12 protein-coding genes and 1 pseudogene are annotated in these 14,885 nt (G+C 74.6%); 5 read left to right on the top strand and 8 right to left on the bottom strand.

The window, feature by feature from the left end:
- Positions 1–4: 4 nt before the first annotated feature.
- The 6 genes from ACZ470_RS11385 to ACZ470_RS11360 all read right to left on the bottom strand — a co-directional run bounded on the left by ACZ470_RS11385 (position 5) and on the right by ACZ470_RS11360 (position 7,257).
- A complete protein-coding gene (locus ACZ470_RS11385; protein ID WP_468426639.1) occupies positions 5–1,378 on the bottom strand; it encodes an extracellular solute-binding protein in 1,374 nt (457 codons plus the stop codon).
- Positions 1,375–1,878 carry a hypothetical protein gene (locus ACZ470_RS11380; protein WP_468426638.1) on the bottom strand — a complete coding sequence of 168 codons (504 nt, stop codon included), beginning with the start codon at positions 1,876–1,878 and terminating at the stop codon, positions 1,375–1,377. Before ACZ470_RS11380 ends, ACZ470_RS11385 begins: the two co-directional genes overlap by 4 nt.
- Positions 1,878–4,571 carry a vWA domain-containing protein gene (locus ACZ470_RS11375; RefSeq protein WP_468426637.1) on the bottom strand — a complete coding sequence of 898 codons (2,694 nt, stop codon included), beginning with the start codon at positions 4,569–4,571 and terminating at the stop codon, positions 1,878–1,880. The genes ACZ470_RS11380 and ACZ470_RS11375 overlap by 1 nt, the downstream gene beginning before the upstream one ends.
- 4 nt (positions 4,572–4,575) lie before the next feature.
- Entirely contained in the window at positions 4,576–4,938 is a 363-nt protein-coding gene (locus ACZ470_RS11370) for a hypothetical protein (protein ID WP_468426636.1), read from the bottom strand.
- A gap of 44 nt (positions 4,939–4,982) precedes the next feature.
- A complete protein-coding gene (locus ACZ470_RS11365; RefSeq protein WP_468426635.1) occupies positions 4,983–6,062 on the bottom strand; it encodes a hypothetical protein in 1,080 nt (359 codons plus the stop codon).
- Between the two features lie 64 nt (positions 6,063–6,126).
- Positions 6,127–7,257 (bottom strand): PP2C family protein-serine/threonine phosphatase, encoded by a 1,131-nt coding sequence (locus tag ACZ470_RS11360; protein WP_468426897.1) that lies wholly within the window; start codon positions 7,255–7,257, stop codon positions 6,127–6,129.
- A 183-nt stretch (positions 7,258–7,440) separates the two neighbouring features.
- Between ACZ470_RS11360 and ACZ470_RS11355 the strand changes: the two genes are divergently transcribed.
- The 3 genes from ACZ470_RS11355 (at position 7,441) to ACZ470_RS11345 (ending at position 10,042) form a co-directional block, all read left to right on the top strand.
- Positions 7,441–7,887, top strand: a complete 447-nt coding sequence (locus tag ACZ470_RS11355) for a hypothetical protein (protein WP_468426634.1) — start codon at positions 7,441–7,443, stop codon at positions 7,885–7,887.
- A 166-nt stretch (positions 7,888–8,053) separates the two neighbouring features.
- The gene (locus tag ACZ470_RS11350) at positions 8,054–8,950 is read left to right on the top strand and encodes a hypothetical protein (RefSeq protein WP_468426633.1); all 897 of its coding nucleotides are present in this window, start codon (positions 8,054–8,056) and stop codon (positions 8,948–8,950) included.
- Between the two features lie 78 nt (positions 8,951–9,028).
- Positions 9,029–10,042, top strand: a complete 1,014-nt coding sequence (locus ACZ470_RS11345; protein ID WP_468426632.1) for an endonuclease/exonuclease/phosphatase family protein — start codon at positions 9,029–9,031, stop codon at positions 10,040–10,042.
- 110 nt (positions 10,043–10,152) lie between these two features.
- Here the strand turns inward: ACZ470_RS11345 and snpA are convergent, their stop codons facing one another.
- Positions 10,153–10,848 (bottom strand): snapalysin, encoded by a 696-nt coding sequence (snpA, locus tag ACZ470_RS11340; protein WP_468426631.1) that lies wholly within the window; start codon positions 10,846–10,848, stop codon positions 10,153–10,155.
- Positions 10,849–11,050: 202 nt separating this feature from the next.
- Here snpA and ACZ470_RS11335 point away from each other — a divergent pair, with 202 nt between their 5' ends.
- Positions 11,051–11,977: a LysR family transcriptional regulator gene (locus ACZ470_RS11335; protein ID WP_468426630.1), complete on the top strand. Its 927-nt coding sequence runs from the start codon at positions 11,051–11,053 to the stop codon at positions 11,975–11,977.
- A 23-nt stretch (positions 11,978–12,000) separates the two neighbouring features.
- Here the strand turns inward: ACZ470_RS11335 and ACZ470_RS11330 are convergent, their stop codons facing one another.
- A complete protein-coding gene (locus ACZ470_RS11330; RefSeq protein WP_468426629.1) occupies positions 12,001–14,076 on the bottom strand; it encodes a PhoX family protein in 2,076 nt (691 codons plus the stop codon).
- A 254-nt stretch (positions 14,077–14,330) separates the two neighbouring features.
- Here ACZ470_RS11330 and ACZ470_RS11325 point away from each other — a divergent pair.
- Positions 14,331–14,885: pseudogene (locus ACZ470_RS11325) on the top strand (VWA domain-containing protein); the annotation flags it as partial.

Raw genomic sequence — 14,885 nt, 5'->3', positions numbered from 1 at the left:
CCCATCAGTCGGGGAGGGCCTTGCGCAGGGCCTCGTCCAGCCGTTCGGCCAGGGACTCGTCGCGCGGCGGGTCGTCGCCGAGCAGCGGGCCGAGCTGGGCGGTGAACGTCTGGGTGAACGCCCCGTACAGCGGGGTCCTGGGCCGGTGCACCGCGTCCCGCAGCGCCGGCAGCAGGATGGTGCGGGCGTAGGCCGGACGGCCGCCCCCGTCCCGCGGCACCGGGTCGGCGCCCTCGCCCGTGGGGGACGCGGACGGCGCCGCGGCGGCCGTGGGGCAGCGCACGCCGTCCCCGTACGCCGAGATCCGCGTCGCCGCGAACCCGGCGTCCAGGAGACAGCGCTCGCTCTCCCGCCCGGTGAGGAACCGGATCAGGTCGGCCGCCTTCGCCGACCGCTGCGACGCGCTGGTCACCGCCAGGTTCTGCCCGCCGAGCACCGCCCGCCCCGGCAGCGGGGCCACCCCGAGCTGCTCCCGCGTGAAGGTCCGGTACAGCGTGGGGTACACGTACGGCCAGTGCCGCAGGAAGGCCGTACGGCCCTCGGCGAAGTCGCTCAGCGAGGCGGCCTCGTCGGAGCCGGCGGCGTCCTGGAGCGTGTACGCCGTCTCGGTGCGCCGGCGCAGCTCCGCGATCCCCGCGGCCAGGTCCTCGACGGTCCCCGTGTACCGGCCCTCTGCGTCGACCAGCGCGAAGTCCTCCACGGCGGACGCGAACGCCTCCACCGCGTTGACCGTACGGCCCTCGTACGCGGCGAGCTGGGTGGTCCAGCCCTTGCTGTAGGAGCCCTGCGCGGGCTGGGCGTCGAGGGTGTCGACGAGGTCCCGCAGCCCCTCCCAGGTGAGGCCGTCGCCGAGGTCGGGCCGCTCGACACCGGCCCGCGCCAGGTAGTCGCGCCGGTAGTACAGCAGGCCGACGTCGCTGTTGAACGGCGCCGCGTACACCTTCCCGTCCCACCGGGCCGTGTCGGCCACGGACGGGATGACGTCGTCGTCGACCAGGTCGTCCGGCAGCACCCGGATCAGCCCCGCCGCGGCGAACTCCGGCACCCAGGTGACGTCCAGGTTGACCACGTCGTACTCGGCGCTGCGCGACTGGAGCGCGCCGAGCAGCTGGCTGCGCTGCTCGTCGGCGCTGCCCGGGAGCTCCACCAGCCGGGCCCGGAAGTGCGAGCCCGCCCGCTGCTGGCGCAGGTTCCAGGCGTCGATGAGCTGCTGGCGCACACCGTTCTTGCCGGTGACGTCACGGCCACTGGCCACGACGATGGTGCCGGGCACGTCCCCGGCCGACGACACGGCCGGCTTCCCGTCACCGTCCCCACCGCCGGTGCAGCCGGCCAACACCAGCAGCGCGGCCAGCAGCACGGCAAGCCGTCGCATCATCGGCCCTCCCCCGTCCCGGTCCGGGCGACCCCGCCGTGCGGAGCCGCACCGCGACCGTCGCCCCCGCCGCCCGTGCCCGTGCGGCCCGCCACCAGCGCCGCCCGCGGCACGGCGAACCCTCGCACCATCGCCCTCTCCCCCGCCCCGGTCCGGGCGCCCCTGTCGCGCGGGGCCGCGCCGCGACCGTCGTGCAGCGCCCCGCCGAGGTCACCGCCCCCACCGCCCGTAACCGTGCGGCCCGCCACCACCAGCGCCGCCCGCGGCACGGCGAACCCTCGCACCATCGCCCGCTCCACCGTCGCGGTGCGGGCGCCCCTGTCGCGCGGGGCCGCGCCGCGACCGTCGTGCAGCGCCCCGCCGAGGTCACCGCCCCCGCCGCCCGTGCCCGTGCGCGCCGCCCGCGGCGCGGCGAACCCTCGCACCATCGCCCTCTCCCCCGCCCCGGTGCGGGCGCCGGACGCCGTTACAGCCGTCGGCGGCACGGTGAACCCTCGTGTCATCAGCCCTCCCCCGTCCCCGTACGGGCGACCTCGTCGTGGAGGGACGCGCCGAGGTCGTCGCCCGCGTCCAGGCAGCGGCCGCCGCTCGCGTCGGCGATCCGGCGGTCCGGCCGGTCCGGGTCGCAGCCGCCGCTCTGGAGGGACACCACCGTCACCGGGACGCCGGACGTACGCGCCTCGGTCAGGACGTCGCCGAGCCGCTCATCGGTCAGCACGTCGTTGTCCTCGCCGTCGGTGATGTGCACGATCAGCTGGGGCCGCCGGTCCTCCCCGCGGTTCCTCATCTCCTCCAGCGCGGCGAGCAGCGCCGCGTGCGGATCGGCCTCGGCGTCCTCGACCCGGGCGCCGGTGGCGAGGACGCGCTCGGCGTCGGCGCGGCCGTGCGCGTCGAGGGGCAGGAGCGTACGGTGCCGGCGGTCGCCGGTGCCCGCCACCGCCCACACGCCGTACTCGTCCCGGCCGCCGAGTCCGCCCAGCGACTGCCGTAGCAGACCGGGGCCACCGCTCGGGCCCTTCCACAAACCGGCCATCGAACCCGAGCTGTCCAGCAGGTACAGCACCCGCCCCGGGCCGCCCGCTTCCTGGTAGGCCCGCAGCGCCCGCTCCATCGCGTCCCGGCCGGCCGACTCGTCGAGCGGAGTGGGAGCGCGCAGCACGCCCGCGGCGACCTCGCCCGTGTCCAGCAGCTCCCGGTCGTACGCGGAGCGGAAACCGTCCCGGGCGAACACCGCGCGGCCCCGCTCACCGGCCAGCCAGTCGGCGAACCCGGCGGCCGACGCGTCCCGGGCCTGCTCGTCGCGGTCGGCGTCCCGCCAGCGGACCCGCACGAACACCGGCTCCACACCGGGGACGTCCTCCGGGTACAGGGCGTAGCGCGGGGTGCGCGTGGTGCGGTCGCAGCCGACGCCGCTGCGCAGCAGGAACTCCGGGACCAGGGCGGCGGTGCGGCGGTCGACGGCGTCGTCGTCGGGCAGCGTGCACAGCAGGTCGGCGGCGGTGGGGGAGGGCGACCCGGGCTGGGCGACCATGCGCTCGCCGCGGGCGACGGCCGTCGCGCCCTCGCCGTACAGGCCGACCGAGGCGAGCAGTCCCACGTCCGTGAACTCCGGGTCCGGGCGGTGCACCGCGGCGTCCTCGTCCCGCGCGGTCAGATCGTCGATCATCTCGCCCAGGGAGTGGCCGGTACGGTCGTCCAGCGCGTCGGAGCCGATGGCCTGCGGGACGGCGAGCACGACCGGCGAGTAGGCGAGGGGGTCCTCGGCCGGCTCCAGGGTGGCGACGGCGTCCGTGTCCTGGCCGTCCTCGACCCGGTCGGCGTCGGCCCGGGAGGCGGGGATCCAGATGTCCGGCTGCGGGCCGATGTCCCGCTGCGGGTTGACGTCCTCGTCCTCGGGCTCCTGCCAGGCGACGGTCCGCCCGCGCAGCGCGGCGACCACGTCGGAGGAGCCCGCGCTGTACACGGTGATCCCGGTGCGCCGGCAGCCGTCGCCGGTGGTGTTCTCGTCGGAGGTGAGATAGGTGTCGGCGGCGGCCCGCACCGTCGGTTCCAGGTCCGGGTCGGTCAGCACCCGCAGCTCGACCGGCGGCGCGCAGACGGGGTCGTCACCACGGACGAGGGCCGACAGGACGTGGACGCCGAGGCCGAGCAGCCCGGCGACGAGGAACGCCGGGAGGACGACCCGGGTCACGGTCCGCCGGGACGGGCGCGGCGGACGGACCCCGCGTAAGCGGTCCGTCAGCGCGCCGAACAGGGCGCGCGACGGGGCGAGGAGCGCGGTCAGACGGGCACGGAGGGACCAGGGAGCCGGGACGGGCTCCGGAGGGCCGGGGGAGGGGCCCGGAGGGCCCTCCCCCGAAGGCCCCTCCCCCGGCGGCCCCTCCCCCGAAGGCCCCTCCCCCGGCGGGCCCTCCCTCGGCGGGCCCTCCCTCGGTACGCCCTCCCCGGCGCCCGGTGCCAGCAGCACGTCCGCGTCGGGCTCCGCCCGCAACTGCGGTTCCCACGGTTCGCCGCGCACCGTGCGGTGGCCGAGCTCCGTCATCCGTTCCCGCAGCCGGTCGGCGAGGGCCGGCAGACCCGCCCCGCCACCCCTCCCGCCGCCCTCGTCGAGCAGCGCCGCCAGCTCCGCGGTGAACGGCGTCGGCGTCCCCGGATCGCCCGCGTCGATACGGTGGTTGGCCTGCACGCTCATCAGCAGCAGCACGCGCCGCTTGTCGCGGAAGGTCTCCCAGATCCACGCCGCGTTGCCGGCGAAGCAGCAGTCGAGGATCACCACGATCCGCTGGGCGGGGCTGGTCGCCAGCACCGTCAGCACGGTCGTGAACATCTCCGCGCCGGGGAACACCGCGTGCCCGCCCGCGACCACACTGGCGTTGCGCATCTGGAGGAACAGCTCGTCGCCCGCGCTGGGAATGGCGCCGTGCCCGGCGAAGTAGAACAGCAGCACCCCCTCGGCCTCCTCGGCCGCCGAGCGCAGCGCCCGCCCGAAGTCGTCCAGGGACGGCGAGTGGGCGACCCTGATCTCCCGCTCGCCGAACACCCGCCCGCGCGCCAGCACCTCGCGCATCCGGTTCAGGTTGTGCTTGACCGCCGGGAGGTCGCCGGGCACGCCGTGCGGCGGCTCCGTGAGGTCGTACTCGGACACGCCGACCAGCAGCGCCCTGTTCACCAGCCCGCGCGGGTCGAGAGGGATCACCGGTCTACCTGTCGTCGAGGTGCACCGGTTCGACTCTGTCCTCCGGCGGGTCGCCGTCCTCGACGTCGCGCCGGTTGGCCTGCCAGGCCGACACCGCCCGCTTGACCTGGTCGAGGAGCTCCTGGAAGAACACGCTCGCGGCCGCTCCGGTGACGACGAGGACGATGTCCATGCCGACGCCCATCGGGGCGCCGGTCTCGTCCGTCCGGGGTCGCTCGTGGATCCGCAACTCGCCCGCGCGCACCCGCTCGTCGAGCGGTTTCTCCCGCTCCAGCCACTTGCGCAGCGCCCCGATGTCGCTCTCGGTCGCGCTCCCGTCCAGCCGTACCCGAATGCCCTGGTTGGCCACACCGTCCCCCTCAGCCATAACTCACCATCATGGCACCACGGTTGCCCGCTGGGGAGGGTCCGTCAGCCCTGCGTCTGCAACTGCCGCAGCTGCCGTCGCACATGGTCCAGGGCGCCCTCGCGCCGCCCCGGCACCCGGCCGCGCAGCTCCGCGAGCGCCACGCCGAGTTCGCGGGCCCGGGCCGGGTCGCCGATCCGGCCCCACTGGTGGTGCGCCCGGTCCACGGCCGCCTCGACCGCGGGCGCGTCCGCCGGCTGACCGGCCGTCAGACGAGCGCCCGCGACCGCCATCCACGCCCGGCAGCTGCGCGCCGCGTCCCCGGCCAGCATGGCCAGGTCCGCCCGGACCTCCGTCCAGTGCAGCGCCTCCTCGGAGGCGGGCCCGTGCGCGAGACCGGCGGCCTGCTCCAGCCGCGCCGCGAGCGCGTCGGCGTCCGCGTGCCGGCCGGCGCGCACGGCTGCGGTGACGGCCGCGTGCGGATCGCCCGGCAGCGGCCCCCGCTGCGCCAGCAGCAGGTCCGTGCCCGCGCTCTCCGGCGCGATCCGCGCCAGCGCCTGCTGGTGCAGGTCCTCCTCCGGCGGACGGAACCCGCTGCGCAGAATCGTCGCGACCGCCTTCATGTACGACGGCGCCGCGACCCCGCGCCGGGACGGCGGCGGCGCGACACGGCCGTACACGGCGTTGTCCCGGCCGCAGTCGAGCGGGGACGGGCCCGGCGGGCGCTGCGCGCACAGCGCCTGCCACGTCTCGGCGTCGGCGTGCAGGTCGAGGAACAGCGTCGTCGCCGCCGCCGGACGCAGCCGCAGCTCCTCGCGGAACCAGTGCCACGGCAGCGCGGTGTACCGCACCGTGGACGCGGTCGTGCGGGCCAGCGCCAGATGGGGCAGCCGTTGCCGGCGGTCGAGCTGGAGCTGGCCGGTGACGTACACCGTCAGCGGCCCCGGGGCGGCGGCGGCAGCGCGCAGCCGGGTCAGCACGGCCTGCGGCTCCAGCGGGTCGGCGAGCTCGACGACGTTCGCGGTGTCCGTGCCGGACAGCACGGCGGGCGGCACCGCCGCGAGGACCGGGAGCACGGACGCCGCGTCCACCAGCCGCCCGCGGCCCAGCGGCGAGGCCGCCAGCAGCAGCACGGTTCCGGGCATGGTCCCCTCCCCCTGTCGATCATCTACGGCAGCACGGTAACCGCTGCGGCTGCAAAGGGTGGTGTCACCGCGGTGAACGTCCCCCTTCGGGGTCTTCGCCCCCGGACGCCCGACTCCGCCGCACCGCGAAGGCGGTGGTGTCGTCCACCAGATGCCCCCGGCTGTGCCGCAGCGTCCCGTCCCGTACGGCGGCGACCAGCCGGCCCGGCGCGACGACCCGGGGGTCCGCCGACACCGCCCGGGACAGGTCGTCGGCGAGCCGGTAGAAGTCCCCGTGGCCGTCCCGGGCCTCGGTCACCCCGTCGGTGACCACCAGCAGCGTCTCGTCGGCGGCGACCGGGACCCGGCACACCGGCAGCGGGCCGGGCGCCAGGTCGCGGCAGCCGAGCGGGAGACCGCCACGGGCCGGCAGGGTCCGTACGCCCTCGGGGCCGACGGCCAGCGGGGGTTCGTGCCCGAAGACGACGGCGTCCACGACATCGGTCCGGTCCGCGGGGAAGCCGAGCAGTACGGCGGTGGCGAACCGGTCGCGGTCGCCCCGGCCGAGCGCCGTGGTGTACGCGCGGTGCCGCAGTATCCGTTCCTCGAGGTGGTCGGCGACGACCGTCAGGTCGGCCTCGTGGTAGCCGGCCTCGCGGAACGTGCCGAGCAGCACCGCCGCCGTCTCCACCGCGCCCAGCCCCTTGCCCTGGACGTCACCGACGAACACCCGCGTGCCGTGCGGGCCCGGCTGGATGTCGTAGAAGTCGCCGCCGACGCGGGCCTCGGCGTCCGCCGTGAGATAGATCCCGGCGTGTTCCAGGCCGCCCCAGTGCGGTGGCAGGGGGCGCAGCACGGTGCGCCGTACGGTCTCGGTGACGTCCCGCATGTGCAGCGCCCGGCGTTCACCGCGCACCCGCACCACGCAGGCCAGCGTGGCGAGGATGCCACCGGCGGCGACGAGGATGAAGTCGGGCAGCCCCGCCTGGAACTGGTGCGGCCAGGCGTTGTCCACGAGGGTGTAGACGGCCATCGCGAGCACGGCGTAGAGGGCCGTGCCCCACACTCCGCAGATCGCGGCGGCGGTGCCCGGCACCAGCACGATCCAGGAGATGATCCGGAACTCGCCGGTGGTGTTGTAGTCGGCCACCGCGATGGCGGTGAGCAGCAGCAACGGCGGCACCCAGGCGACGCTGCGGCCCCTGACCCGGAGCATCTCGTGCCGGTGCACGACGTCCCGCCGGCCGGCCCGCGGGTACCGGTCGTGCAGGCCGTGTCCCCCGTTGCCCGGACTCACGGCCCCAGCGAAACACGGGGCGGTGCCGCCCGCATCCGTTCTCCACTTGCCGGTCGGCCCGGGAAGGTGTGCCCTGGTGGGGCGAGGAGAGAGGAGTACCCCATGGCGCACGCGGCACCCCGGCCCCGGGGCACGATCGAGCGGGCCGGCACGACGACTCCCGACATCTTCAGCGCACGGACCCACCGGGCCGCGAAGGTCGCGGTACCGGTCCTCCTCGGCCTGGTGTACGGCTACTGGGCGGCGGCCAACCGGCGCGACGCCGGGCCCATCACCGGCTGGAACCTGCTGTTCGGGTTCCTCACCGCGCTGGTGTTCGCCGTGGTCCTCATGGCGCTCCTCACCCTGGCCCCGAAACTGCGGCGCGAACTGCACGCGGTGCTGTGGGCCGCCTTCAGCGGCATCGCGATCGGCTTCCTGATCAACCAGGCGGACTGGAGCGTACTGCGCTCCACCGGCCTGGCCCTACTGACCGCGGCAGGCGTCTTCGCGGTCATGTTCTACCGCTTCTACACCCACGAGGACGCCACAGGCCACCGCCTGCGATAGTCCGCCCGGCTGCGGGCAGTCGTGCCGCTGGGGCGGCACGGGTGGGCGCAGCGGCACCCCGTAAGCGCCGGGCCGCGCGACCCACCCCCGGCCCACACCCACGCGGACGCCCCCATTCGGCCCACCCGCACTCGCGCCCCCGCCACCCCCCACCTTCACTGAACACGTGGCCCCCCGCACCGCCATCTCCGCAGCCCTGCTCGCCCTGGCCTGCCTCCTCACCCCCTGCACCGCCCTGGCCACCTGGGCGACCTACAAACTCGCCGACACCACCCACTACGTCCGCACCATGACCCCCCTCGCCACCGACCCGGCCGTACGCGACGCCGTCGCCGACACCCTCGGGGACGAGGTCGTACGCAAACTGGACGCCGAGGCGACAGCCGCCGCGGGCCCGTTCGTACGGGACGCGGCCCGCTCCTTCACCCACACCGCCGCCTTCCGCACCGCGTGGGAGGCGGGCAACAGAGCCGTCCACGCCGCGGTCCTGCACGCCCTGCGTGACAAGACCGCCGCCCCCGGCCCGGTCACCGTCGACCTCGCGCCCGTCACCGAGCAGGTGAAACAGCGGCTCGCCGCCGACCACATGCCCTTCGCCCACCGCATCCCCGTCGCACACACCGAGGTCGCGGTGGTGCCGGCCGGGGAGGTGGCCGGACTCCGGAAGGGGTATCACGTGCTGGACGCCGCCGCCTTCTGGCTGCCGCTCGCCACCGTCTCCCTCGCCGTCGCGGGGATCGCCGTCGCCGCCTGCCGCCGGCGCGCGCTCACCGCCATCGGTCTGGGCACGGCCCTGGGCGGCGCCCTGCTCGCCGTCGCGATCTCCGTCGGCCGCCGGCTCACCCTGGCCGACCTGCCCGACCGCCTCCACCGCCCGGCGGCGGCCGCGGTCTACGACGCCCTCACCGCCACCCTGCGCACGGCCTCCTGGCTCCTCCTCGCGCTCGGTCTGACGGTCGCCCTGGCCTCCTGGCTGACCGGCCGCGTCGGCACCCGCCGCAAACGCCCGGCTGCCCCCACCCCGGCCGCCCCGCCCCGACCGTCACCGAAAGCCCGGGCCTGATTCGGCAACCCGCCGCCGTCGATGGTCGTCTTTGAGGGAGGATTCGGGCATCCCACCCGCGAGCGGAAGGCCGGGACGTTGGACACTGCGACTGCCGACCCGACGGTCACCGGGGACGGGGACGGCGACGGCGGCGAAAAGCCGGGACGAGGACGCCGGCGGTTCGGCGCCGGATGCGCGGCCCTGCTGTTCGCCGGGGTGAGCGTGGTCGTCGGCTGCCGCACCGCCGACACCGACGGCATCACCCCCGTGCCCCAGCTCCTCGCGTTCCTGCCCTGGCTCCTCGTGCCCACGGCCGCCGGGCTGCTGTTCACAGTGCTCGCCCGCTGGTGGACGGGCGCCGTGTGGGGCGTGATCCTGCTCGGTCTGCTCGCCTGGTTCATCGAGCCGTACGGGAAGACCGGCGAGCCGACCGGGCCGCCCGTGGCCGAGCTGCGGGTGCTGACCTCCAACGTGGAGTTCGGCCGGGCGACCGACGCCCTGATCGACGCGGTGCGCCGCGAGAACCCGGACGTCGTGTTCGTCCAGGAGTGCGAGTACACCTGCGGCGCGTCCCTGAAGCGGGAGCTGGCGGACACCCACCCGCACCGGGAGGCCGTGGAGGGCGGCGGGTCGGCGGGCTCCGTGATCCTCAGCCGTTTCGCGCTGCGGCCCACCGAGGGCGTCACCGGCACCATGGGCATGCCCGGCGCGGTCGCGGACGTCGACGGTCACACCGTACGGCTCCAGCTCGCCCACCCCATGCCGCCCCTCCCCGACCAGGTGGGCCTGTGGAAGCGGGAGCTCGGCCGGCTGCGCGACGCGGCCGCCGCCGCCCGGGACACCCCGACCGTGCTGGCCGGCGACTTCAACGCCTCCCAGGACCACGCGGCCTTCCGCCGCATCCTCGACACCGGTCTGCGCGACGCCGCCCGCCTCGACGGCGCCGACCGCACCCCGACCTGGCCGTCCCGCACGGCCCCGGCCTTCGGCACCCAGATCGACCACGTCCTGGTCTCGGAGGAGTTCACCACAACCCGAACCCGCTTCCTCAACCTCCCGAACACCGACCACCGCACAGTCCTGGCCGACCTGACCCTGCATGCCACGTAGCCCTAGCTGCGGGCAGTCGTGCCGCTGGGGCGGCACGGGTGGGCGCAGCGGCACCGGCAAGCGCCGCGAGCCGACACACCCCCCGGCCACCCACAACGTGCGGCTACCGGCTACCGCGCAGACTTCTGCAACGCCTTCTCCGCCTCATCCAACGCCGCAGCGAACCCATTCGCCCACAACTGGTTCACCCGCGACCGCTCCGCCGAGTTCGGATACGCGTTCGTGCAGGACGGCCCCGGCCCACCCCCCGACATCAGCTCACTGCACGGCCCCGAGTAGTGGTCCGGCAGCCCGAGCACGTGCCCGGTCTCGTGCGCGGTCACCCGCGTGGAGTTGTAGATCTGGTTCTGCCGGTAGTCGAGGAAGATGTACCCCCGCCCATGACCGTCGGTGGAGGCGTAGGACCCGCGCGAGTCGTTCCCCTCGTAGTACGAGAAGTCGGCGCCCGACGTGCCGGCCTGGAGTCTCACGTTGGACACCGAGCTGTTCCAGATCTGCGTGCTGCGGGCTATCTGCGTGGCGAACGAGGGCGCCCGGGAGGCGTTGTAGACGACGGTGACGGCGGCGGTGCTCGTCGGGTTCGCGGCCCGCTTCTCGGCCGCCGACTTCAGCACGGCCTCGAAGAAGGCCCGGTTCGCGGCCGCTTCCTCCGACGAACCGGCGTACGCGGCGTACGAGGCGTACGAGGCGGCCGAACCGGCGTCGACGGGCGCGGGGGCCGCCGTCGCCGGGGCCGTGCCGAGACCGAGCGCCGTGAGGCTCAGACCGGCGGCGGCGAGGACGGACATGGGCATGCGCATGCGCATCGATGACTCCTTGAGGTGGGGGTGAGTCACATGTCATCGGTGAGTGTGTGGGCCCCTGCCGCGGCTGTGATGATGGCAACCGCTGATAGGACCGCCCTATCGCCCGACTCCGGCCACCCCTGCGCACGCGCCCGACTCCGCCTGAACAAGCGGGATTTGTATGTCTGGTGAAACCTGAACTTCCGCCTTACGCTCCCAGGGCATGGAGCTTGAGGTCAGGCACCTCAGGGCGCTGTGCGCGATCGCCGACACCGGCAGTCTGCATCGAGCCGCTCGCCAACTCGGCGTTGCCCAGCCCTCGCTGAGTACGCAGCTGCGGCGCATCGAACAGGAGCTGGGCGGCGCGCTGTTCGTTCGCGCGCGTACCGGCTGCCGGCCCACGCCGCTGGGCAGGCTGGTGCTCAGCCGCGCCCGCCCGCTCGTGGCCGAACTGCGCTCCCTGGTGACCGAGGCCCGCGCCGCCGCCGTCGACGGCCGTCAACTGCGCATCGGCTCCACCGCCAGCCGGGCCCTGGCCGGCTGGCTGCGCCGACTGCGCCGGCACTGGCAGGAGCCCACCCTGCACATGGACGTCTCCGCCAACACGCTGCTGCGCATGGTCGCCGACGGCCATCTCGACGTCGCCTTCGTGCACGAGGTCGAGGGCTTCCCGCTGCGCTTCCCCGAGGGCCTGCGCACCCGGGTCCTCGTCGAGCGGGAGCCGCAGTGCGTCTCCCTGCCGGCCGACCATCCGGCCGCCGCGCACCCGGTCGTCCACCTGTCCGACCTGGCCGGCGACCGCTGGATGATCGACCCGGCGGTCGACGGCGAGTGGGACGCCGTACGCCGGGTGCTGCGCGCCGCCGGTATCAGCCCGCCCGTACTGCACGGCGACTACCACACCGCCGCGTCCCTGGTGGCCATCGGCGAGGTCGTCACCGTGTGCCAGCCGACCTCGCCCTCCCGCCCCGAGACGGCGGTCCGCCGGCTGCACGGCGACCCGCTGGGCGTACGGCTGCTGCTGGCGGCGCGTACGGAGGCGGAGCTGGAGGGCGTCTATCCCGATCTGGCCGAGGCGTACCGGGAGGTGGCGCGGCAGGCACCGGCGTACCGGGAGTGGCTGGATCAGGACCTGGTGCCCGGGCCCTGACCCGGCCCTCCCGGAATCCGGCGTCAGACGCCGATGTCCCGCCCGTCCGCGCGCCACACCGCGACCACGGCGGGGCGGACGTACGTGCCGGGCCCGTCGGGCCAGGTGCTGGCCGGCTGGTCCACCGTCGCCCCGTCCAGCTCGCCCGGGTGCTGCACGGCGACCAGCACCCGCCGGTCCTGGATGACCGGGCCACAGGTCTCCGCGCCCTTCGGCACGGTCAGGAACTGCTTCAGCTCACCGCGCCGGTCGCCGCGCGTGGCGACACCGAAGAGGCCGTCGTGGGAGCCGAGGGCGGCGCCGTCGGTGGAGATCCACAGGTTGCCGTGGTCGTCGAAGGCGACGTTGTCCGGGCAGGAGATCGGGCTGACGGAGTCCTTCGGGAAACCGGCGAAGTACGTCGCCGGGTCCTCCGGGTCGCCCGCCACCAGGAACAGCGACCAGGCGAAGCGGGTGCTCTCCGGCCGGTTCCAGCGCTCGGTCAGCTCCAGGACGTGACCGTGCTTGTTGAGGTTGCGCGGGTTGGCCTCGTCGGCGGCGGCGTAACCGGTCTTGCCGCGGTTGGAGTTGTTGGTGAGGGCGACGTACACCTTGCCGGTGACCGGGTTGGGCTCGATGTCCTCGGGCCGGTCCATCTTGGTGGCGCCCACCTTGTCACCGGCGAGCCGCGTGAAGACGAAGACCTCCTCGGCGGTCATGCCCTCGACGTGCGAGACGGCACCGTCGGCGGTGGCGGTGGCCAGCGGGATCCACTCGCCGCTGCCGTCGAACTCGCCGTCCTTCGGCAGCTTGCCCGTGCCGTCGATCTCGATGGCGGGCGAGTCACCGGTCACCTTGGCGACGTACAGCGTGCCCTCGTCGAGCAGCGTGAGGTTGTGCTCGCGCGCCCAGCGGCTGTTGCCGTGCCGCATCCGCTTGCTGCCGACGAACTTGTAGAAGTAGTCGAACCGCTCGTCGTCGCCGGTGTAGACGACCGGGCGCCCGTCGTGCGTCAGCCGCACGGTCGCGCCCTCGTGCTTGAACCGGCCGAGAGCGGTGTGCTTGCGGGGCGTGGAGTCGGGGTCGTACGGGTCCAGCTCGACGACGTAGCCGAAGCGGTGCGCCTCATTGGGCTCCTGGGCGAGGTCGAACCGCTTGTCGAACCGCTCCCACTTGCGCTCGGTGGCGCCGGTGCCGATGCCGTACCGCTTGTCGGTGGCGCTGCTGCCGTTGGCGAAGTACTGGTTGAAGTTCTCCTCGCCGTGCAGGGTGGTGCCCCACGGGGTGGTGCCGCCGGCGCAGTTGTTGAGGGTGCCGAGCACCTTGCGGCCGCTCGGGTCGGCGGAGGTCTTCACCAGGTCGGACCCGGCGACGGGCCCGGTGAGCCGGAACTCGGAGGTGGCGGTGAGCCGCCGGTTGAGGTGGTGCCGGCCGACGGCCGTCAGCTCGCCGCTCCTGCGGTCCTCGTCCACCGCGACCACGGCGAGGCCGTGCGCGGCCCAGGCGATCTCCACCTGCTCGCGCGTGGGGTTCTCGGGGTCGTAGTCCCGGAACATGAGGATCTCGTCGGTGTACTCGTGGTTGGCGACGAGCAGCTGCCGGTCGCGCTCGCCGCGCAGGGGCAGCAGCGCGAGGAAGTCGCAGTTGTACCCGAACTGCCCGGCCTGCGCCTTGGCGCTCTGCCGCTCCGGGTCGAAGGCGGGCGCGCCGCGCAGGATGGGCTCGCCCCAGCGGATGACGACGTTCTGCCGGTAGCCCTCCGGCACGGTCACGGCGTCGTTCGTGTTCGGCGCGACGGGGGCGAACCGCAGACCGCGGGCGCCGTTGGGTTTGTGGTCGTGGTGGCGGCCCTTCGTGGCCGCGGCGGCCTGCGCCTCAGGAGCGGCGGCGACACCGACGGCCCCGGCACCGGCCGCGGCGACGGTCACGACGGCGGCGGCGCGCATCATGGACCGGCGGCTGAGGGCTCCGGCGATGACGTCGCCGACGTACTCGTTGGAGCTGGTGTTGGGCACCTCGTGGAAGCAGGCGTCACCACACCGGAAACGACAGGTCATGGCGGACCGGCCGCCGGGGTGGGAACCGGACGGCGTTCCGATCAACGGCAGCAGCTTTCGCACGTTTTCTCTCCTTGGGTACCCGTGGTGTCAGCGCGACCGTAGGGGCACATACGTGCGGTAGCCGGGCGCCTGGGTGAACGGTGAGTGAACCTGCGTCAGCGTTAAGGAAGTTGCCGCCGGGCCGAATCGCCCTCTTGACAGATACGATTCCGCAAACCCAACCCTGCCCAAGATCGCCCTCGCGGGCCGCTAACCTTACGTGTCCGTCCTGGCCAGGGATTGACGGGCATCAACTCACGCGAAGGGTTGCGCACATGGGCATTCTCACTCTCCTGCGGAACGCGTTCGGCCGGTCACGCAAAGCGAGGTCCGCCGAAGCGGGGGGTGCGGTGGACGCCGCCGAGCCGGCGAGTACGTCACCGTCCTCGCCCGCCCCGGAGCCCGCCGCGGAAGCGCCGGCGACCCCGAAGGTTCCGTCCCCGTCCCCCGAGCCCACCCCGCCGCCCCGCACGGTCTCCGTACCGGAGCCCCGCGAGGAGCACGACCTGGTCTCAGCGGCCTTCGACAAGGTCACGTCCCCCCGCCCCGAGCCGAAGCCCGAGGCCCCCACCGCCCCCGAGCCGGAGACCACCCCGGAGCCGAAGCCCGAGGCCGCCCCGGAGCCGGAAGCCGCCCCCGAGGCGAAGGCCGAGGCCGCCCCCGACCCCGAACCGGAAGCCGCCCCCGAGGCGAAGGTCGAGGCCACCCCCGAGCCCGAACCGGAGACCACCCCGGAGCCGGAAGCTGCGACCGACGCCGACCCCGCGACCGCCGAGCCGCAGCCCGAAGCCGCCGCCGAGCCCGCGGCCGCCGCGCCGAAGGCCGAAGCC

Source organism: Streptomyces sp. NPDC031111 (assembly GCF_055570675.1).
Note: the sequence above shows the minus strand (reverse complement) of the source record. Positions and strands in the feature narration are given on the sequence as shown.